Annotated in this window: 18 protein-coding genes; 4 read left to right on the plus strand and 14 right to left on the minus strand. The window is 70.2% G+C overall.

The features are described 5' to 3' along the window. Nucleotides 1-241, minus strand: a 241-nt coding sequence (locus Q8L83_RS00795; protein ID WP_305284209.1) for a Ku protein, incomplete at its 3' end; no start/stop codon positions are given. 207 nt (nt 242-448) lie between these two features. Next, nucleotides 449-1,963: a carboxylesterase/lipase family protein gene (locus Q8L83_RS00800; protein ID WP_305284210.1), complete on the minus strand. Its 1,515-nt coding sequence runs from the start codon at nt 1,961-1,963 to the stop codon at nt 449-451. 255 nt (nt 1,964-2,218) lie between these two features. On the opposite strand from Q8L83_RS00800, the gene Q8L83_RS00805 reads away from it, so the two are divergent. After that, nucleotides 2,219-3,214 (plus strand): sensor histidine kinase, encoded by a 996-nt coding sequence (locus Q8L83_RS00805; protein WP_305284211.1) that lies wholly within the window; start codon nt 2,219-2,221, stop codon nt 3,212-3,214. A gap of 13 nt (nt 3,215-3,227) precedes the next feature. On the opposite strand, the gene Q8L83_RS00810 is transcribed toward Q8L83_RS00805, so the two are convergent. Genes Q8L83_RS00810 through Q8L83_RS00820 form a run of 3 tightly spaced genes read right to left on the minus strand, consistent with a single transcriptional unit; the run spans nt 3,228 to nt 8,740 of the window. Next, entirely contained in the window at nt 3,228-6,443 is a 3,216-nt protein-coding gene (locus Q8L83_RS00810) for an error-prone DNA polymerase (RefSeq protein WP_305284212.1), read from the minus strand. 7 nt (nt 6,444-6,450) lie between these two features. Continuing rightward, nucleotides 6,451-7,875: a DNA polymerase Y family protein gene (locus tag Q8L83_RS00815; RefSeq protein ID WP_370868333.1), complete on the minus strand. Its 1,425-nt coding sequence runs from the start codon at nt 7,873-7,875 to the stop codon at nt 6,451-6,453. Nucleotides 7,876-7,891: 16 nt separating this feature from the next. Next, complete coding sequence (locus Q8L83_RS00820; RefSeq protein WP_305284213.1) at nt 7,892-8,740, minus strand: ImuA family protein; 849 nt, start codon at nt 8,738-8,740, stop codon at nt 7,892-7,894. A 208-nt stretch (nt 8,741-8,948) separates the two neighbouring features. On the opposite strand from Q8L83_RS00820, the gene Q8L83_RS00825 reads away from it, so the two are divergent. Continuing rightward, nucleotides 8,949-9,482: an NUDIX hydrolase gene (locus Q8L83_RS00825; protein WP_305284214.1), complete on the plus strand. Its 534-nt coding sequence runs from the start codon at nt 8,949-8,951 to the stop codon at nt 9,480-9,482. Here Q8L83_RS00825 and Q8L83_RS00830 read toward each other — a convergent pair. From Q8L83_RS00830 to Q8L83_RS00855, 6 genes are all read right to left on the minus strand, one after another. Further along, entirely contained in the window at nt 9,460-10,968 is a 1,509-nt protein-coding gene (locus Q8L83_RS00830) for an inorganic phosphate transporter (protein WP_305284215.1), read from the minus strand. The two genes, Q8L83_RS00825 and Q8L83_RS00830, sit on opposite strands and share 23 nt — an antisense overlap. A 146-nt stretch (nt 10,969-11,114) precedes the next feature. Next, a complete protein-coding gene (locus Q8L83_RS00835) occupies nt 11,115-11,489 on the minus strand; it encodes a hypothetical protein (RefSeq protein ID WP_305284216.1) in 375 nt (124 codons plus the stop codon). 40 nt (nt 11,490-11,529) lie between these two features. Continuing rightward, nucleotides 11,530-13,107, minus strand: a complete 1,578-nt coding sequence (serA, locus tag Q8L83_RS00840; RefSeq protein WP_305284217.1) for a phosphoglycerate dehydrogenase — start codon at nt 13,105-13,107, stop codon at nt 11,530-11,532. A 138-nt stretch (nt 13,108-13,245) separates the two neighbouring features. Beyond that, entirely contained in the window at nt 13,246-14,430 is a 1,185-nt protein-coding gene (locus Q8L83_RS00845) for a phosphoserine transaminase (RefSeq protein ID WP_305284218.1), read from the minus strand. A gap of 98 nt (nt 14,431-14,528) precedes the next feature. Further along, nucleotides 14,529-15,014, minus strand: a complete 486-nt coding sequence (locus Q8L83_RS00850; protein ID WP_305284219.1) for a hypothetical protein — start codon at nt 15,012-15,014, stop codon at nt 14,529-14,531. A gap of 51 nt (nt 15,015-15,065) precedes the next feature. Continuing rightward, on the minus strand, nt 15,066-15,398 hold the full coding sequence (locus Q8L83_RS00855) for a hypothetical protein (RefSeq protein WP_305284220.1): 333 nt from the start codon (nt 15,396-15,398) through the stop codon (nt 15,066-15,068). A gap of 257 nt (nt 15,399-15,655) precedes the next feature. Between Q8L83_RS00855 and Q8L83_RS00860 the strand changes: the two genes are divergently transcribed. After that, nucleotides 15,656-17,536 carry an ATP-binding protein gene (locus tag Q8L83_RS00860; protein ID WP_305284221.1) on the plus strand — a complete coding sequence of 627 codons (1,881 nt, stop codon included), beginning with the start codon at nt 15,656-15,658 and terminating at the stop codon, nt 17,534-17,536. Nucleotides 17,537-17,669: 133 nt separating this feature from the next. Continuing rightward, nucleotides 17,670-18,110 carry a hypothetical protein gene (locus Q8L83_RS00865; protein ID WP_305284222.1) on the plus strand — a complete coding sequence of 147 codons (441 nt, stop codon included), beginning with the start codon at nt 17,670-17,672 and terminating at the stop codon, nt 18,108-18,110. Nucleotides 18,111-18,171: 61 nt separating this feature from the next. Here the strand turns inward: Q8L83_RS00865 and Q8L83_RS00870 are convergent, their stop codons facing one another. The 3 genes from Q8L83_RS00870 to thiD all read right to left on the minus strand — a co-directional run bounded on the left by Q8L83_RS00870 (nt 18,172) and on the right by thiD (nt 20,452). Beyond that, complete coding sequence (locus Q8L83_RS00870; protein ID WP_305284223.1) at nt 18,172-18,984, minus strand: PhzF family phenazine biosynthesis protein; 813 nt, start codon at nt 18,982-18,984, stop codon at nt 18,172-18,174. Nucleotides 18,985-19,067: 83 nt separating this feature from the next. Further along, a complete protein-coding gene (locus Q8L83_RS00875) occupies nt 19,068-19,580 on the minus strand; it encodes a nucleotidyltransferase family protein (RefSeq protein ID WP_305284258.1) in 513 nt (170 codons plus the stop codon). Nucleotides 19,581-19,642: 62 nt separating this feature from the next. Next, nucleotides 19,643-20,452: a bifunctional hydroxymethylpyrimidine kinase/phosphomethylpyrimidine kinase gene (thiD, locus tag Q8L83_RS00880; protein ID WP_305284224.1), complete on the minus strand. Its 810-nt coding sequence runs from the start codon at nt 20,450-20,452 to the stop codon at nt 19,643-19,645. Nucleotides 20,453-20,485 lie beyond the last annotated feature (33 nt).

Genomic DNA, 20,485 nt, shown 5'->3' on the forward strand with positions numbered 1-20,485 from the left:
TCTCGTCCTGGGTCAGGACGACATAGCGCCCCTTCTCGATCTCGAAGCCCTTGACGATGTCGGCCCGGTCCACCGGCCCGCTGTCGGGATCGGTGGGGATCATGCGGATGCGGTTGTGGGTGTCCTTGTGCAGCATGTTGAAGCTGACATCGCCGCCCCGGCTGGTGGCGGTATAGAGGGCCACGGGACAGCTCACGAGGGACAGGCGCAGATAACCCTGCCAGGTGGGACGGGCGGCCATGGGAGGAACTCCGGCGAATTGCTCAAGTCAGCTCAACGCCCTGGCCGGTGATTCGTTCGGGGGTTGGGGATTCAGGAAAGAGGGGACAGATCTCCCCCCTCCACCGTCATCCTGGGCCTTGTGCCCAGGATCCCTGTCTCCGCTCGCGCCCGCCTCGACGAGGGACCCTCGGGACGAGCCCGAGGGTGACGGTTGAGAAGGTTTCGCCTACTTCGCCGGCAAGCCGAGCGTCGGCAGGGTGAACTGTTCCAGGGCGTCCAGCTGGCGGCGGGCGAAGCCCTGGCGCACGGCGGTCTCGGCGCCGAACTCCAGGAGCTGGTCGGACACCGGGTCATAGGCCGGCCAGGCCTGGTCCTCGCAGGACGGCGCGCCCGTGCTGGCGAAGGCGACCCAGCAGCCGTGCATCAGGGTCGCCATGGCCCGGTCCTCGTCGCTGACCACGCTGTCGGGCGTCCGGCGGCCCCAGTATTCGAAGACGTACTGGATCTCCGCCGCATGATGGGCGCGGTCCAGGACTCGCCGGAACCGGTCGCCCACATAGGAAAAGTGATAGAGGAAGACCGGCGCCCCGTCGGCGCCCTGGCCGGCGATCCAGCGGGCCGGCGCCCCAAAGGCCCGGTCGGTGAAGACCGCCCGACCAAACGCCTCATCCCCTTCGGCGGCGGCCTCCTCGTAGAAGGCCCTGGCCATGGGCGGCAGGCTGGCGGCGAACTTCGCCCCGCCGCCAGGGCCGCCCAGCAGGCTGTCCTCGCCATTGTTCCAGCCGATGATCATCGGCACATCGATCTCGGCGCCGGCGGCGAAGGCCTGGGTGGCTGTGCGTGGCAGAAGCCGCCCGTCGGGGAAGGGTCCGAACTCGCCGTCCACCTTTGCAATCAGGGTCTCGGCGGGGACGGCGCGTAGCTGGGCCACGGTCGCCTTGGCGAGCAGGCCGAGCTTCTCGGCGGCGGCGAGGCCGACCTTCTCCTGGTCTTTCAGGCTGTCGGGCTCAAACCAGCCGCCGCCCGACTGGACGATGGCCTTGTGAAACAGCCCTTTGGCCTGGGGCGTCGCCAGCAGGGCGAGCGTGCTCATGCCGCCGGCGGATTCCCCGAACACAGTCACATTGTTCGGATCGCCCCCGAAGGCGGCGATGTTGCGCTGGACCCATTTCAGCGCTGCGATCTGGTCCATCAGCCCATAGGACCCCAGCGGGGCCCTGGCGCCGGCGGTCTTGGTCAGCGCCGGATGGGCGAAGTAGCCGAGCGGCCCCAGCCGGTAGTTGATCGACACCAGCACCACGCCGTCGCGGGCGAAGTTCTGGCCGTCATAGACCCAGCCCGCGCCCGTGCGGTGCGATCCGCCGTGGAGCCAGACCATGACGGGGGCCGGCTTGGCGTCAGGCCGGTAAAGGGGGGCGAAGACGTTGAGCTGCAGGCAGTCCTCGCTCATAGGCCCATTGGCGCCGCCGGCGTTGGGGGCGCCGTCCTCGCGCATGGGCTGGGGACAGGAGGGGCCGGCCTCGACCGCCGGCCGCGCGCCGGTCCAGGGCTTGGGCGCGGCCGGCGGCGCCCAGCGCAAGGGCCCGACCGGCGGCGCGGCATAGGGGATGTTGCGGAAGATCCGCGCCCGGTCGGTGGCCTCGCCGGCGAGAATGCCGCTCTCGACGCTGGCCCGCACCGTCTCGGCGCCTGCCGGCGTGGCGGCCAGCGCCAGGGCCGCCGCCATGATCCAAGCCCGCATCCGTGAAGCCTCCATCCCTGTTCGGTAGCGGAGGAGACGGGGCGGCAGGGCCAAGGTCAAGGGAAGGCTGTGTGACATGGGGCGCCTGCGCCGCCCCCCGGCAGCCGCCGCAGTTGTCACGAGATGTGGTAACCAGAAATCCCGGCGCCGCCTTGGCGCGGCGGCGGGCCGACGTGCATCGGCCAAGGTTGCTACCGCTCACCTGATCCGGTGGCTGGGCCGCGGTTTCCGAAAAGGGCTAAGGAATGCATGTCGATGGCTGAGCCGAACGCCCCTGTTTGGGATGAACGGCGCCTGCGGCTCGGCGTGACCGCCGCCGGGGTCGCCCTGTGGTCTTGGAACGTCGACAGCGACGCCCTGACCATGGACGATATCGGCTACGGGCTTTGGACCGTGGCCCGGGACGTGGCCGTCACGTTCGAAGACCTGTCCGCCCATATTCACCCCGCGGACCGCGACCGGGTGCGGGTGGCCTTCAACGCCACGCGCGGCATCGTCGGCCCCTATGAGATCGACTTCCGAATTCTGGTCGGGGACGACGTGCGCTGGATTTCGGCGCGGGGGCGGGGGGATGACGAGGATATCGAGGGCCGCGTCATGTACGGCGTCTTTCTCGACGTCACCGGCCGCAAGCAGGCCGAGGAGTCCAACGAGCTGCTGGCCGGGGAAATGAGTCATCGGGTCAAGAACCTGATCACCATCGCCGGCGCGTTGACCTCGATGACCTCGCGATCTGCGGAGACCAAGGAGGACATGGCGCGGGAGCTGATTCTAAGGCTCGCCGCCTTGGGGCGGGCTCACGACCTGGTCCGCCCGGTGCCGGGCCAGACCGATGAGGCGACCTTGCTTGGCGACCTCTTGTCGGTGCTGCTCAACCCCTATGACGATCTTGGCGCCTTCAGCGGACGCATCCGGGTTTCAGTGCCCCGGATTGGTATTGGCGAAGGCGCCGCCACGGCCCTGGCCCTGGTGATCCACGAGCTGGCCACCAACGCCGTCAAGTACGGCGCGCTCTCGGCGGCGGCCGGATTGCTCGATGTGTCGTGCAAGATCGTACAGGACGAGGCGGTGATCGTCTGGACAGAGCGCGGTGGGCCGGCAGTCAGCGCCCCGAACCCAGGGTCGGGATTTGGCGGACGCCTCCTCGACCGTGTGGTGGAACGTCAGCTGCGCGGGTCGGTGGAGTACCTGTGGCCCGTCGAAGGCATGATCGCGACCCTGAAGTTCAAGGCCGACCGCCTGGCGACCTGAGGACCGCGCCCCCTCAATGAAAGTCCCGGCTGCGGATCAGGCGGCCAGTGACGTTGGAGGCGGCGCGGATTTCGGCCTTGTCCTCCCGCAGGCGGGAGAGCTGGGGGGTCAGGTCCTCGAAGCGCTCGGCGACCACATGGATCACCTCGCCGGCCTTCTGCAGCCGGCCGTGGACCAGCAGGAAGGCCGAGGTCATGACCAGGCGGCGGTTCGCCTCGAAGGCGTCCTTCCAGATCACCAGATTGGCCCCTCCGGTCTCGTCCTCCAGGGTGACGAAGGTGACCCCCTTGGCCGTCCCCGGCCGCTGGCGGACCAGGACGAGGCCGGCCACGCAGACCTTGGCGCCGTGCCGCAGGCTAGCCAGCTGGGCGGCGGGAACTGCGCCCCGGTCCGCCAGCCCCCGGCGGAAGAAGCCGCAGGGGTGGGCCTTCAGGGACAGGCGCGTCGTCCGGTAGTCCTCGGCCACCTGGTGGGGCAGGCTCATCAGGGGCAGGGCGGCCTGGGTCTCCGTCGCGCCCAGGCCGCCCTGGCGGGCGAACAAGGGGGCGGTGTCCTCCACCCGGCCCTCCCCGGTCAGACCCTTGGCCAGCCACAGGGCGGCGCGCCGGTCGAGGGCGAGCGACCGGCAGGCGTCGGCCTCGGCCAGCAGCTCCAGGGACCGCTGCGACAGGCGGGCCTGACGGGCCAGCTGCGGCAGGGTGTCGGCGCCGGCCGCCCGGGCGGCGGTCAGCCGATCCATCTCCTCCCGGTTCAGGCCCTTGATCATCCGCAGGCCCAGGCGCACGGCCTTCAGCCGGCCCTCGGCGTCCGGGGTTTCCAGGGTGCAGTCCCAGGCGCTGGCCAGGATGTCGGGGCCGCGCACCTCCACCCCGTGGTCGCGGGCGTCCCGGACCAGCTGGGCGGGCTGGTAGAAGCCCATGGGCTGGCTGTTGAGGAGCGCTGCGCAAAAGACGTCGGGCCAGCGCTGCTTGACCCAGGCCGAGGCGTAGACCAGCAGCGCGAAGCTGATGGCGTGGCTCTCAGGGAAGCCATAGGAGCCGAAGCCTTCGATCTGGGCGAAGCAGCGCCTGGCGAAGTCGGGGTCATAGCCCCGGGCGACCATGCCCTCGATGAACTTGACCCCATAGTCCCCCACATTGCCGTGGTGGCGGAAGGTGGCCATGGCCCGGCGCAGGCCGTTGGCCTCGGCGTCGGTGAACTTGGCCGCCTCGATGGCCAGGCGCATGGCCTGTTCCTGGAAGAGCGGCACCCCCAGCGTCTTGCCCAGCACCTGTTTCAGTTCGTCGGCCGGGCCGTGGTCGGGATGGGGGGCGGGGAAGTCCACCGGGTCCTTGCCTTCCCGGCGGCGCAGATAGGGGTGGACCATGTCGCCCTGGATGGGGCCTGGCCGCACGATGGCCACCTCGATCACCAGGTCATAGAACCGCCGGGGCTTGAGCCTGGGCAGCATGGACATCTGGGCCCGGCTCTCCACCTGGAAGACGCCGACGGAATCGGCCCGGGACAGCATCTCATAGACCGCCGGGTCCTCCTGAGGGATGTCGGCCAGGTCATGCAGGTGCTGGCCGTGGTCGGCCCGCAGCATGGTGAGGCTCTTGCGCAGGGCGCTCAGCATGCCGAGCGCCAGGACATCGACCTTCATCAGGCCGAGCGCATCGATGTCGTCCTTGTCCCACTCGATGAAGGTGCGGTCCTTCATGGCCCCGTTGCCGATGGGCACGGTCTCGTCCAGCCGCCGCTTGGTGAGGATGAAGCCCCCCACATGCTGCGACAGGTGGCGGGGAAAGCCGATCAGCTCTGTGGCCAGCGTGGTGGCCCGGCGGATCTGGGGGTTGTCCGGGTCCAGGCCCGTCTGGCGGACATGATCATCGGGCGTGCCGGTCCCGTAGCTGCCCCAGACCGTGCCGGCCAGCGCCGCGGTCACGTCCTCGGTGAGGCCGAGCGCCTTGCCCACCTGGCGGATGGCCATGCGCGGGCGATAGTGGATGACGGTGGCGCAGATCGCCGCCCGGTCGCGCCCATAGCGGCCATAGACATACTGCATCACCTCTTCCCGGCGCTCGTGCTCGAAATCCACGTCGATGTCCGGGGGCTCGCCGCGCTCTTCGGAGATGAAGCGGGAAAACAACAGGTCCTGGTCGGGCTTGGTGGGGTCCACCGCGGTGACGCCCAGACAGAAGCAGACGCAGGAATTGGCCGCCGATCCCCGCCCCTGGCAGAGGATGCCCTGGGCCCTGGCCCAGGCGACGATGTCGTGGACGGTGAGGAAATAGTTGGCGTAGTCCAGCCGCTCGATCAGATCGAGCTCGTGGTTCAGCAGCCGCCGCACCTTGTCGGGCACGCCCCGGCGATAGCGCTGGGAGGCGCCGCGCCAGGTGATGTCGCGCAGGTGGGCGATGGGGGTCTTGCCCGGCGGCACGGGCTCGTCGGGATATTCGTAGCGCAGCTCGGACAGGTCGAAGTCGATCAGGCCAGCCACGGCTGTCGACTGCGCAAGGGCCTCTGGGAAGCGGGCGAACAGGCGGGCCATTTCGGAGGGCGACTTCAGGTGCCGCTCGGCGTTGGCCGCCAGGCGCCAGCCGGCCTGATCGATGGTGGTCTTTTCGGCGATGCAGGTCAGGACATCCTGCAAAGGCCGCCGCTCCGGCCCGTGATAGAGCACGTCATTGACCGCCGTCATGGGCGCGCCGCTGGCGCTCGAGAGGGCCTGCAGATGGGCCAGTCGGGGCAGGTCCCGGGCGCCATAGCCCCGCGCTGCCGCCAGCCAGACCTGGCCCCGAAAATCGCCCGCCGTCCTGGCCAGGGCCTGAGCAAAGGCCTCATGCAGCCGCTCAGGCGGCACGACCAGCGCCACCTGACCCTCCGCATGGGCGGCGAAGTCCTCGTAGAAGAGTTCGCAGCCCCCCTTCTTGGCCCGCCGTTGGCCGAGCGTCAGCAGGCGGGTCAGGCGGCCATAGGCCTCCCGGTCCTTGGGGTAGCAGACCAGGCTCGGCGTCCCGTCGGCGAAGTCCAGCCGGGCGCCGGTCAGGACCCTGATGTTGCGCTCGCGCCCGGCGCTCCAGGCCCGCACGACGCCGGCCAGGCTGTTGCGGTCGCAGACGCCGATGGCCGAAATCCCCAAAGCCTCGGCGGTGGCCACCAGCTCCCAAGGGTGCGAGGCGCCCTTCAGGAAGGAGAAGTTGCTGGCCGCCATCAGCTCGGCATAGGCGGGGGAGGGGGTAAGCGACATGGCTCGCCTATCCGAACAGGCCGTGCAGCCACCACCTGGCCGGGGCGCCCGCCTCATAGAGACCGGCGCGGAAGATCCAGAAACGGCCGCCCGCCTGGTCCTCCACCCGGTAATAGTCGCGCACATGGGTAGCCGAAACCGCCCCGATGGGGGCCTTCCACCATTCCTCGGCGATCCGCTCAGGTCCCTCGGCCAGACGGACCCGATGCAGCTGGCCCCGCCAGCGGAACTGCACCGGCGGGTCGTCGGGCACGGGGGCGGTGGCCTCGATGGGTTCGGGGCGCCGGAACAGGCGGATAGGCCTTGGCTGCGCCGGGTCCCAGCGGGCCGGGGGCTCGGGGGACAAGGGCGCCCGCCTGGCCACCGCCCGCTCGGGCACATGGCTCTCCACCGCCTGGCTGGTCCAGACCCGTTCAGCTCCCAGGCGGTTGGCCAGGCGGTCTACCAAAGGCGCGATCTCGATACCGCCGCCCGCGGCCTGCTCCGACGCCAGGGCCGCCTGGCTGGCGCTCAACGCCTCCACCTCGAAGGCCGCGAGCGTCACCTGCTCCACCCCAAAGCCCGGATCCACCTGGTCGAGCCGGGGCAGGAAGAGGCGGGTGATGCGCGGCGCCTCCCGGGCGCCCACGGCCAGGCCCACCTCCACGGTCTGGGGGCGGCCATCCACCCGGTGATAGGCGATCTCGAAACGCCGGGCGCCCTGGCCCTCGGCGCTCAGCCGGGCGCAGAGGCGCTCGACGATGTCGCCGCACACCCGGGCCAGGTCCTCTGGCGTGCTGATCGGCTCGGCCAGGGCCAGGCGGTCAAACCAGGGATTGGCCGGCCGGCGAAAGGCCAGGGCCTCGGGCGCCTCGCCCATGGCCTGATCCAGGCGGGTGATCAGCTCCAGGCCGAAACGCCGGGCCAGCTGGCTGCGGGGCAGGCGGCGGACCTCCCCGATCCTGCGCAGACCCAGGCGCTCCAGCTGGGCGCAGGCGGGCTCAGAAATCCGCAGAGCGCTGGGCGGCAGATGGTCCAGCACCTCGCCCTGTCGGCCAGGCGGGCAGAGGCTGGCGCCGTCCCCGTGGCGAGCCAGGGCCCAGGCCGCGCCGGGCGTATCGGCCACGCCGCAGACCACGGGCAGGTCGTTGCGGGCGAGACGCCGGCGAAAGTCGGCCACCAGGGCGGCCTCGCCCCCCCACAGATGAGCCAGGCCGGTAATGTCCAGGAACAGGCCGTCCGGGGGATCAGGCGCCACGGCCGGCGAAAACCGCACGCACCAGTCGACCAGGGCCCGCAGGGCCTGGGCGTCGGCCTCGGGCTCGGCCTCGGCGGTGACGAGGTCTGGGACATAGGCCAGGGCGTCGGCGGCCTTCTGGCCGGGAAACAGGCCCAGGGCCGCGGCCGCGCGGCCCACCGCGGCCAGCCGGCGGGTTCCGCGGCTCGTCTCCACCAGGGCCAGGGGCGGTTCAGGCGCGGCGGCGACGGGCGGCGTCCTCGCCCCCGACGGGGAATCGGATGGGCGGGCTTGCGGGGCGGGCGGGTTGCGCCGGCGCCAGTTGTCGATCGCCCAGCTCGGCGACCAGGCGCAGAGGATGCGCGTCATCCTGGATCTCCGTATCTGAATAGGCCCCGGGACTTTCAAACAGCCAGGCGCCGGGACGCCCGCCGCGACAGCGCTCCAAGCTCGCCCGCCATCGCGGCGGGCCGAGTCCTGGTCGCCCAGGGGCTGGCGCGCTGGGGGCCGAGGCGATGGACCAGCGGGTGGCCGCCGCCGATCCGCCGGCGATCCCTGGAGCCCCGCCGCCGAAAGGCCGCCGGGCGATCAGGAAGCCGGTGGCCCGCCCCTTCTCGCAGGCCAGTTGCAGCCTGCGGCCCGCCGTCAGGTCGCAGGCCTGGGCCTCCACGATCACCGCCCCTACCCCGGACGCCCCCAGGGCGTCCTCGGCCGCGGCCAGGGCCTGGGCCTCGTCCCGGACCCAGACCTCGATCAGCCCGCCTGCGGGAAAGCCCAGACCCGCCAGGCCGGGCGGGTGCAGGTCGTCCTGCCGGGCGATCCAGACGGCCGGCCCCATCTTCAGCAGAGGCCTGGCCAGCAGGGCGACGAAGGCGGCCGGCGCCGCGGCGGTCTCGGCCTCCATCCCCTCGCCCCCCAGCTCATGCCAGCGGTGAAGGGGCAGGCCCCCGCCGCCGGGGAAGCAGCGGTCGACCGACACGTCGCCGAAGGAGAGTGACTCGGAGTCTCCCCGTCCGCCCGTCTCCAGGGCGGCGATCTTCGCCCGCACGGCGTCCAGACGCCCGCTGCGAAAACCGGCCATGGCTCCTCATCCTCTTGTTCTTCTTTTGTTCTAGTCCGGAGTCCGCCAGAGTCAATCAACCCAGAATGAGTCCCGGGTCTGAGCCCTCGCCGGGGCCGACGAATCTGATACCCCCAGGGACCGCGCGGGCGCCGTCTGGATCGAGAACCGGAGCCCGCGCCCCGCGTTGCGTCCTCATCCAGGCGCCGCATCGCAAGGAAGGGCGCGCATGCTGCGACGATTCATCGACTGGTGGCGGGGGCCAGCGCCAGCCCCCCAGACGCACGAGGCGCCGACCCGTCAGGCCGGGGCCGTGCCCTATCGCGTCACCGACAAGGGCGTCTCAGTCCTGCTGGTCACCTCCCGGCGCACCGGACGTTGGGTCTTTCCCAAGGGCGGGCTGATGAGCGGCCGCACCCCCTGGGAATCCGCGGCCCAGGAGGCCCTGGAGGAGGCCGGCGTCGAGGGCGAGGTGGAGGATGTGGCGCTCGGCGCCTATCCCTCCGTCCGCATCCGCGGTGATCGCCGCGAGGATCTGGAGGTCAGCCTCTATCTCCTGCGGGTGACCCGGCAGCTGGATCGCTGGCCCGAACGCGGCCAGAGGCGCCGCCGTTGGATGACCCTGCCGGAGGCCGCCGCCCGGCTCGGGGATCCGGGTCTGGTCGACCTGCTCAACCGGGCGGCTGAGCGTCTGGAGACTCTGGCGGCGCCGGCGAAACCCGCCAAGGGCCGCCGCAAGGTCAAAGCCGCGTCAGGACGCTGAGCAGACCATACATGCCCGCCGCCAGCAGGCCGGCGGCCGGAACGGTGACCACCCAGGCCGCGGCGATGCTCCAGGCATGGCGCCGGCGCACCAGGCGACGCTTCTCGGTCTTCTCCCGTTGCCGGTCGGTGAGTTCGGTGGGGGGCTGAGGCAGGCTGGGGTCGGTCGGCTCGGGCGCCGCCCCGTTTGGCCGGCGGCGCACCCCCCGATTGGTCAGGATCTCCCGCAGCAGACCCACCCCGAAAATGCCGCCGATGGCGATGTGGGTGGAAGACACTGGCAGGCCCAGGGTCGAGGCGCCCAGCACGGTGATGGCTGCAGCCTGGGCCACGCAATAGGCCCGGATGGCGTCCATCTTGGTGATCTTCTCCCCCACCGTGCGGATCAGGCGAGGGCCAAACAGGGCCAGGCCCAGCGAAATGCCCAGGGCTCCGATGGCCAGCACCCAGAGCGGCAAGGCGACATCGCCGGCCGTGGTGGCCGACCCGGTCTGGGCGGCGCTGACAATGGCCGCCAGGGGCCCCACGGCGTTGGCCACGTCATTGGCCCCATGGGCGAAGGACAGCAGGGCGGCTGCGCAGATCAGCGGCAGGACGAACAGCCGGCTGACCTCCTTGCGCCGGTTCTCCATCACGGCCGACCGGCGGGCCACCCAGGGGCGGGCGGCCAGCCATCCCCCCAGGCTCAGGGTCACGGCCAGGATCAGCGTCGTCTGACCCGAGGGGCTCCAGACCCGGCTCAGCCCCTTGGTCAGCATGTAGAGGGTGAAGACCCCGCTCATCAGGGCGATCAGCAGGGGGACCCAGGTGCGGGCCGCAGCGATCCGGTCCTGGCGGAACAGGATGGTCACCTTGATCAGGCCCAGCAGGCCTGCGGCCACCAGTCCCCCCAGGACGGGCGAGATGACCCAGCTGGCGGCGATGGCGCCGAGCGTCGGCCACGCCACCACCCCGAAGCCGGCGGCGGCGACGCCCGAGCCCAGCACCGCGCCGACGATGGAGTGGGTGGTGGAGACCGGCGCCCCGATCACCGTGGCCAGGTTGATCCAGACCGCGGCGGCGAACAGGGCTGCGGTCATCACCAGGATAAAGTTGACGGTTCCCAGATCGGCGGGCGGGGTGATGATGCCCTTGGAGACGGTGGCGACCACGTCCCCGCCGGCCAGGATGGCGCCGGCGGCCTCGCAGATGCCGGCGATGACCAAGGCCGCGGCCATGGGCAGGGCCTTGCTGCCCACCGCCGGACCCATATTGTTGGCGACGTCATTGGCTCCGATGTTCAGGGCCAGATAGCCGGCGACCACCGCGCCGATGATCGCATAGATCGCCAGGGGCCCGTCGGCCACTACCAGGGTGGCGAAGATGGTCACGGCCACAAGGAACAGGATCGACAGCCCCGGCAGGGCGATCTGACGAGAGATGTCCTGGGTGGCGCTCTGCAGGCGCGTGACCTTACCGAGGTCCTTGTCGAGTGTGGTCTTGGCCAATGGCGGCGTCCGTGGGGCTGATCGTCCGTGGACGGCGCATTACCACAGGCTGGCGCGGGAAACAGGCTCGCCGGCGCCGCATCAGGCTCTTAAGCTCTAAGTCGTGAACGCGCGGCCCATCGAGAAACCGAAGGCGCCCTCAGGGACTATGCGTCGGCGTCGGTCTTGATCCAGTCCGGCTCAGGGGTCTCGACGAAGCGCACGGCGGCGATGTGGCTTCGGCCCTCCAGCCAGGCCTTGGCCAGCCGGTGGCCGCCGTCCATCAGCTGGCCCTCGGCGTTGAGGATCACCGGATAGGAGAGCTCAGCGTTGAAGATCCGCTGCGCGTGGCCCGCCACCTCACGAATGCTGGGCGTGTGGCGACCCTGGAACCAGCAGTCGACGTCAAACTCAGGGATGTCGGAGAGGGCGACCTGCTGCACGGGCAGGTCGGCGGCCAGCGCCCAGAGGCGCTGCGTCCACCAATAGCCGCGGCCGCCAGGTAGGGTGCGGGAGTGTTTTTCGTCAGGGGGGCCGGCCATGGCGGCAGCGTCGCTTTGACGCCGCCGCCTGGCAAGAGGGCTAGAAGCGCAGGGTGCGCGCTTCCTTGACGTGGGGCAGGGCCTGGATATTGGCCATCAGCTCATCGCTGGGGACCTGATCGACGCCGACCAGGGCGATGGCGTCGTCCCCGGCCGAGACGCGGCCGAGGTTGAAGGTGGCGATGTTGACGCCGGCCTCTGCCAGCATGACGCCGAGCGCGCCGATGAAGCCCGGCTTATCCTCGTTGTTGACGTAGAGCATGGTCGGGCCGAAGGGCGCGTCCAGATCCATGCCCTTGACCTCCACCACCCGCGGTGTGCCCGCCAGCACCGAGCCGGCGAAGGAGCGCTTGCCCTTCTCGGTAGTGACGGTGATGCGGATCAGGCTCTCATAGATGGGCGAGTCTTCCTGGTGGGATTCCGAGAGGGTGATGCCGCGCTCCTTGGCCACGGCCGGGGCCGAGACCATGTTGACCGCGTCGCCCAGCATGGGCCGCAGGACGCCGGCGAGCGCCGCGGCGGTCAGCGGCTTGGCGTTCAGCTTGGAGACCTCGCCCTCATAGGCGATGTCGATGGCCGCCACCCCGTAGTCGACCATCTGGCCCGCGAAGACGCCGAGCTTGCCGGCGAGCGCGATGAAGGGCGCCAGGCGCGGGGCTTCTTCGGCGGTGACCGAGGGCGAGTTCAGCGCATTGGTGACCGCGCCGGTGAGCAGATAGTCGCTCATCTGCTCGGCCACCTGCAGGGCGACGTTTTCCTGGGCCTCGTTGGTGGAGGCGCCCAGGTGCGGGGTGGCGATGAAGTTCTCGGCCCCGAACAGCACATTCTCCTTCGCCGGCTCCTCGACGAAGACGTCGAAGGCCGCGCCACCGATGTGTCCCTCGTCCAGCAGCTTGCGCAGGGCGGCTTCATCCACCAGGCCGCCGCGGGCGCAGTTGACGATCTTCACGCCCTTCTTGGTCTTGGCCAGGTTCTCGGCCGACAGGATGTTGCGGGTCTTGTCAGTGAGCGGAGTGTGCAGGGTGATGAAGTCGGCCCGGGCCAGCAGCTCGTCCAGCTCGACCTTCTCGACGCCCAGCTCCACGGCGCGCTCCGGCGACAGGAAGGGGTCATAGGCCACCACCTTCATCTTCAGGCCCAGCGCCCGGTCGGCGACGATGGAGCCGATATTGCCGGCCCCGATCAGGCCGAGCGTCTTGGCGTAGACCTCCACGCCCATGAAGCGGTTCTTCTCCCACTTGCCGGCCTGGGTGGAGACGTCGGCGGCGGGCAGTTGGCGGGCGAGCGCGAACATCATGGCGATGGCGTGCTCGGCCGTGGTGATCGAGTTGCCGAAGGGGGTGTTCATCACCACGATGCCGGCGGCGGTGGCGGCGGGGATGTCGACATTGTCGACCCCGATGCCGGCGCGGCCGATGACCTTCATGTTCCTGGCCGCGGCAATGACGTCCTTGTCGGCCTTGGTGGCCGAGCGGACGGCCAGGCCGTCATAGTCGGCGATGATCTTGAGCAGCTCGTCTTTCGACAGGCCGGTCTTCACATCGGCGTCGACGCCGCGTTGCTTGAAGATCTCGATGGCGGCGGGGCTCAGCTTGTCAGCGATGAGGACGCGGGGCATGGGCGGGTTCTCTTCATCAGAGCCCCTCCCCCTTGCGGGGAGGGGTTGGGGTGGGGGTGTTGGCGATGATCTGGGTCTAGCGGGAGGCGGAGCTTCACCTTCAAACCCTCCCCCGCTCGGGGGAGGGCATTAGGGGGCTCAGGCGGCCTGGAGGTTTTCCGACAGGGTCTCGAAGGCCCAGTCCAGCCAAGGCGTCAGGGCCTCCAGGTCGGAGGTCTCCACCGTGGCGCCGCACCAGATGCGCAGGCCAGGAGGCGCGTCGCGATAGCCGCCGATGTCCAGGGCCACGGCTTCCTTCTCGAGCGCCGCAGCCAGCTTCTTGGCGAAGTCGGCCTGGGCGGCCTCGTCCAGGGCCGTGACCTTCGGATCGACCACCTTCAGGCAGACCGAGGTGTTGGAGCGGGTGGCCGGATCGGCGGCCAGGAACTCGACCCAATCGGTCTTTTCCACCCAGCGGGCCAGGACGTCGAGATTGGCGTCGGCGCGGCGGCGCATCTCGGTCAGCCCGCCGATACGCTCAGCCCACTTCAGGGCGTCGATGGCGTCTTCCACACACAGCATGGACGGCGTGTTGATGGTGGCGCCCTCGAAGATTTCGAGGTTCACCTTGCCGCCCTTGGTCATGCGGAAGAGCTTGGGCATCGGCCAGGCCGGGGTGTGGCTTTCCAGCCGTGCGACAGCCCGCGGCGACAGGATCAGGACGCCGTGCGCGGCCTCGCCGCCCAGCGCCTTCTGCCAGGAGAAGGTGACCACATCGAGCTTGGCCCAGGGCAGGTCCTGGGCGAAGGCGGCGCTGGTGGCGTCGCAGATGGTGACGCCTTCGCGGTCGTCGGCGATGAAGTCGCCGTTGGGAACGCGCACGCCCGAGGTGGTGCCGTTCCAGGTGAAGACCAGGTCGGCGTCCTTGCGGACCTTGCTCAGGTCCGGCAGCTCGCCATAGGGGGCCGACAGCACCTCGGCCTCGATCTTCAGCTGCTTGGTCACGTCGGTGACCCAGTCCTTGCCGAAGCTCTCGAAGGCCAGCAGCTGCACGGGCCGCGCGCCCAGCATGGACCACAGGGCCATCTCGACGGCGCCGGTATCGGAGCCGGGCACGATGCCGATCAGATAGTCGTCCGGAACCTGCAGAACCTGGCGGGTGCGGTCGACGGCGTCCTTCAGCCGCGCCTTGCCCAGCTTGGAGCGATGCGAGCGTCCGAGGACGGCGTTCTGAAGATTTTCGGGGGTCCATCCGGGGCGCTTGGCGCAAGGGCCGGACGAAAATTCGGCGCGAGCCGGCCGCATGGCGGGCTTGGTGTGGTCAGTCACTGCGATGTCTCCCATCCTTGCAGATGAGCAGCGCCCCGTTGGGAGGGCGTGGCCCGCCGCGCACAAACGCCCATTTGCGCGTCAGAACAAGCAGTTTTTTGCTGAAAACCCTGTCAGATCGTCTCGGGCAGGGGCGAATTCGCCTGGGTCTCGGCCGCCCGGCGACGGCGGCTGGCGGCCAGGGTTCCGGCGGTCAGACACGCCAGAATGCCGAAGAAGTCGATATTGTTGACGGTCACATACAGCGTGTCATGCGCCCGCCCTGTGACGAAATAGAAGGCCTGCAGCGAGAACTGGATCGCCTGGAACAGCATGGCGCCCCCCAGCCAAAGGCTGGCATAGCGCACGGCGAGCAGCAGGAAGCCCAGGGCCAAGGCGCCTTCCAGCACCAGACGCCCCACCAGGAAGGCCTCGTGCTGACGCAGTCCGTTGGCATAGGCGAAGAGGTCGCCCGCCGCCGTGACCAGGGTGAGCGCGAGGATCAGGCCAGCGCCCAGACGCTCAGGCGCGCCGCCGCGGCGGAATGCGAAGGCGCAGACCGACAGCAGGAAGGTCCAGAGAAGGACCCAGGTCAGAATATAGGTGGTGCCAGCAGACATCGTTGCGCCTCTAACCGCGATTAGAGGCGCAACGAAGTTAAACTATCGCAATCAGCCGACGTCGCGCATGGCCGGGGCGTTGCGGGCCGGCTCGAAGGGCTTGTCGGGGCCGACCAGCTTGGTGCGCACGCCGAGACGGAGCTTGGCCTCGTTCAGCTCGCCGTGCACGCCGACCATGGCGGTGCGGGCTTCGCCCAGGGCCTTGATGGCTTCCACCAGCTTGGCGGCCGCGTCGTCGCCGAACACGGTGGAGACGCCCACGTCCTTACGGGCCTTGAGCATTTCGGTCATCAGCTCGGTGGCTTCGATCAGGGCCGCGTCGACCGACTCTTCGGTGGCGAACAGCTTGTTGGCGACACGCTGGGCTACAAACGCCTTTTCCATGGGGATCCCTCCTGGGGGTTAACGGAATGCTAACCAAGCTAAACCAAAAGTTAACGCCCGTACCGCCTTGCAACTGTGACAAGTTCACGCACAGGTTGCGTTCGCCTGACAGGCGAGTGGGGAAGCGAATGGTTAGGACTATTGGCCTATGACGGGCTGTTATCCTCCCCAGGAGCCCGCCTCTTCCCCCCATGGACCGCCCCCTCGATTCCGCCGGCGCTCGTCATGAAGCGACCTTCCACGCGAAGGTGGCCGGGGTGGCGCTTGTCACGACGGTGGTGGTCCTGCTGGCGGCGTGTGCGACCTTCATGCTGCAGCAATGGGCGGTGGCTGGAGCGCAGTCCCGCAGCCATTTTGCGGCCCTGGCCGACGTCACGGCGGACCTCGCCACGCCCGCGGTGGCGCGGGGCGATATTTCCCGGGCGGCCATGGTGGTGGAGTCCCTGAGCCGCGTGCCCCAGGTCGAGCGGGTTCGCCTGACCGACGCCACCGGCGCCGTCCTGGCGGAGTTCGTCTCCAGGGACGCCGGCGCGGCTGGCGGTGTGAGCGTCGCCCATCACCTGATCTGGCAGGGGCGGACCATCGGCGAGCTTCGGGTCGAGGCCCGCTCGCCCCCTTTCCTCAGCATGCTGCCCCAGTTCGCCGCCCTGACCGGGGCGCTGTTCTTCGGCGGCGTCGGCGTCGCCCTCTTCCTGTCGCGGGGCCTTGCCCACCAGGTGATCGCGCCGGTGCAGAACCTGTCCGAAGCCATGCGCCATGTGGCGGCCAGCGGCCGCTTCACGCCGGTGGCGCTGGAGGCCCGAGACGACCTGTTCGGCAGCCTCGCCGTCAGCTTCAATCACCTGCTGGAACGGCTCGACGCGCGGGAGCGCGACCTCAACCGCACCCTGGACGAGCTGGTCGAGGCGCGTGATGCGGCCAATGCGGCCAATGTGCTGAAGTCCCAGTTCCTGGCCAATATGAGCCACGAGATCCGCACCCCCCTCAACGGCGTCCTGGCCATGGCCGACGTCATGGCCATGGACCGCCTGCCGGCCAAGCAGCGGGGGCGGCTGGACGTGATCCGCCAGTCGGGCGGCCTGCTGCTGACCGTCATCAATGATGTGCTCGACATCTCCAAGATCGAGGCGGGGAAGCTGACCCTGGTCGAGGAGGACTTCGATCTGGAGCCCCTGGCGGCCAACGCCCGCGCCAGCTACGGCGTGATGGCCCAGGCCCGGGGCCTGGACTTCGCCGTGGAGATCGAGCCCGACGCTGCGGGCGCCTGGCGCGGGGACGCCAACCGGATTCGCCAGATCCTGGGCAACCTGCTGTCCAATGCGGTCAAGTTCACGCTGACCGGCGCCGTGGTGGCCCGCTTCGCCGCCGATCCGCAGGGCGGCCTGCTGCTGGAGGTCTGCGACACCGGCGTCGGGGTGCCGCCGGGCAAGCTGCCGCAGCTGTTCGAGAAGTTCACCCAGGCCGACAGCACCGCCACCCGCCGGTTCGGCGGCACCGGCCTTGGCCTGGCCATCTGTCGCGAGCTGGCCCAGATGATGGGGGGCCAGATCACCGCCGAGAGCCGCGAGGGCGAGGGGTCGGTCTTCCGCGTCCGCCTGCCCCTGGCCCGGGGCCATGCCCCGGTCGAGGCGCCCGCCACGGAAACTCTGACGCCAGGCCAGGTCGCCCTGCCCGCCGAGGCGCGCCAGCCTGACCACACCGCCCCGTCCCCCGCGGAAGAGGCCGGCCGGCCCCTGCGCCTGCTGGCGGCCGAAGACAACCTCACCAACCAGCAGGTGCTGGCTGCGGTCATGGCGTCCCTGGGGGTGGAGGTGGAGATCGTCGCCGACGGCGCGGCCGCCGTCGCCGCCTGGGCCCACGGCGACTACGACCTGATCCTGATGGACATCCAGATGCCCGTGCTGGACGGCATCGGCGCAGCCCGCGAGATCCGCCGCCTCGAGGCCGGGGCCGACCGCGGCCGGATCCCGATCGTGGCGCTGACCGCCAACGCGCTCGCCCACCAGGTCGCCGACTACCTGGCCGCCGGCATGGACGACCATGTGGCCAAGCCCATCGAGATCGCCAAGCTCTATGAGACGATCTGCAAGGTGATGGATCGCCAGGACGCCGCCCAAGCCCAGAATCAGGTGGCCTGAGACCGCCGCAGTCCGCGCCCATGGGGCGGGTGAACGCCGGACAACGCCCCGCTCAGAGAGGCGTCACCGCAGCAGTGCTTTTCTCCTCATCGACGCCGCGGCTCGCGGCTGACCTGCAACGAGGAGTTTGCACATGAAGTCCCTGCTGATCGCCCTCACCGCCGGCGCCGCCCTTTCGGCGGGGCTGGCCACCGCCGCCTCCGCCGCGCCCGGCGGTCATGGATACCAAGGTCACGCTCCGGCCTATAACAGTCCCCAGCACGGCGGGCCGCGCGCCCAGCCGGCTCGCGCGCCGGCCTGGGTCTCCATCGCCCAGCGCAAGGCCGTTCTGGAGCGCCGGATCGATATGGGTCAGCGCAACGGCGCCATCAGCCGCAGCGAGGCCGTTCGCCTTCGGGCCGAGTTCAACAACCTCCAGCGCCTGGAGTATCGCTACCGCCAGGACGGTCTGACCCGCTGGGAGATGGCCGATCTGGACCGCCGGATGGATGGCTTGAGCGCCCGCATCCATGTGGAGCGCCGCGATGGCGACCGTCGCTACGGCCAGGGCTATGGCCAGGACTATCGCCGCTGAGCCCAGCGGCTCGGAAGGCGGACGGGCCGGCGCGAAAGCTCCGGCCCGTTTCGGCGTGCGGCTATAGTCTCAGCCGGCTCTCGATGACGGTGACGGCCTGGCCGCGCAGAACCACCCGATCCCCGGCCAGCTCGCAGTCGAGGTCGCCGCCCCGGCCCGGATAGGCCTGGTGGAAGGCCAGGCGGGACTGGCCGAGCCGTTCGGCGAAGATCGGGCTCAGCATGCAGTGCAGGGAGCCCGTGGCCGGGTCCTCCGGAATGCCCGAACCCGGGGCGAAGAAGCGGCTGACCACCTTGTAGGGGGCCGGGGAGTCCGCCAGGGCGCTGACCCCGACATTGCCACGCCCCTGGGTGGCGGCGCTGGAAATCGCCTTCAGCGCGGCGAGATCGGGGGTGAGGCTGCGCACCTCACCCTCGTCCTTCAGAACCGCCACCAGGAAGGGGCCGGCCCAGACCTCCTGCGGTTCGGCGCCCAGGGCCTGGGCGAGACCCGCGGGCGTCTCGATCCGGTGGACGGGGGCTGCCGGAAAATCCATGGCGTAGGCGTCGGCCTCCCGCGACACGATGAGCAGCCCCGAGACGGTGTCGAAGGTGATGGCGTCGGCCGCCAGGCCAAGCTCGGCGAACAGCATGTGGGCGCTGGCCAGGGTGGCGTGGCCGCAGAGGGGGACTTCCAGGGTCGGCGTGAACCAGCGCAGGCCAAAGCGCGCCGGGTCACAGGTCCGCAGCAGGAAGGCGGTCTCGGCCTGATTGTTCTCCGCCGCCAGGGCCTGCATCCAGTCGTCCGCCGGCCAGGCGTCGAAGGGCTCGACCACACAGGCGGGATTTCCCCGGAAGGGGGCGGTGGCGAAGGCGTCGATGGTCCACTGGCGCATGGAAGGGCTCGCGGCTGGCGTTGGGTCGATCAGTTATGCCCTCGCTCGGCCCCCTTCAAGGCAAGGCTTGCCACTCGCCGAGCCTAGGCGATGGTCAGTTCAGGCCAGCGCGCCTGGGCGGCGGCCGCCGTGCGGGCGAACCCGCGGGTCTGGCGCAGGGGGTTGGGGACCAGCCGCAGGGCGAACAGGTCCGAAAGGCCGAACGGCGCGAAGATGCGAAGGTCGCCGTCTGGCTCCAGCCGGGCGCCGACCGCAAACATGGTGGAGGTAAACCGGGTCAGGGCCTCGGCGCTGGAGCTCAAGGGCGCGTAGGGCTCGCCAAACCGGTCCTCGAACCACAGGTGGACGCGGGCCTGGTTACGCACCTCCACCAGGGCGTCCAGGGGCGGGGGATAGGCCGCCGCGGCCCGCCGGATGGCGAGGTCTTCGGCGCCGTAGCTGAGATCGGCGGCGTCGAAATAGCCCAGGTCGTAGTCGTTCAGCCCATAGTCCGGATCGCGGGCCGTCAGGTGGTTCAAGGCCTTCTGGTAGATGGCGCCGGAGAAGATCATCCAGTCGGGCAGGGCGAGGTCCCGGGCGATCTCCATCACCGCCATCAGGCTGGGCGCGGCCCGCAGGATGGCCGCCAGCCGCTGTTCGAGGTCCGCCTCGCTCCCGCTCACCGGCGCAGGGTCCAGCCGTGGTCCAGGGGGCCATGGCCCTGGCCGAGCCCCGGCGCACTGGCCATGGCCTCCTGCACATAGGCCCCGGCCTGGGCCACGGCGGTGGCGAGGTCGAGGCCCTGGGCGAGGCCCGCGGCGCAGGCTGAGGCCAGGGTGCAGCCGGTGCCGTGGGTGTGGCGGGTGTCCTGGCGATCGGTCTCGAACACGGTCTCGCCCGTGGGCGTGAGCAGCAGATCGACGACCCGGTCGCCGGCCACATGTCCGCCCTTCATCAGCACCGCCTTGGCGCCGAGCTTGAGCAGGGCCTCCCCGGCGCGCCACTGGTCGTCCAGGCTCTCCACCGCCAGGCCGGCCAGGGCCTCGGCTTCGGGGGCGTTGGGGGTCAGGAGACCTGCGCGGGGGACTAGCAGGCTGCGCACGGCGGCGATGGCGTCCGCGGGCAAGAGGGCCGCGCCGCCCTTGGCGATCATGACGGGATCGACGACGGCGGGCAGGCCAGGGGCCTCGTCCAGCAGGCTGGCCACGGCCTCGACCATGGCCGCGTCGCCCAGCATCCCGGTCTTGATGGCGTCGGCCCCGATATCGCCCAGCACCGCCCGGGCCTGGGCCAGCACGATCTCCACCGGGATCGGATGGACGCCGGTCACGCCCAGGGTGTTCTGCACCGTGACGGCGGTGATGGCCGTGACGCCATAGCCGCCCAGGGCCATGACGGTCTTCAGATCGGCCTGGATGCCGGCGCCGCCGCCGGAATCGGAGCCGGCGATGATCAGGACGCGGCCAAGCGGTGCGGTGGAGGAGGTCATGGCCGCTTTTTCCATATCCGTCGCCGCCTGACG

Origin of the sequence: Phenylobacterium sp. (assembly GCF_030680185.1) — a bacterium.
GTDB lineage: Bacteria > Pseudomonadota > Alphaproteobacteria > Caulobacterales > Caulobacteraceae > Phenylobacterium.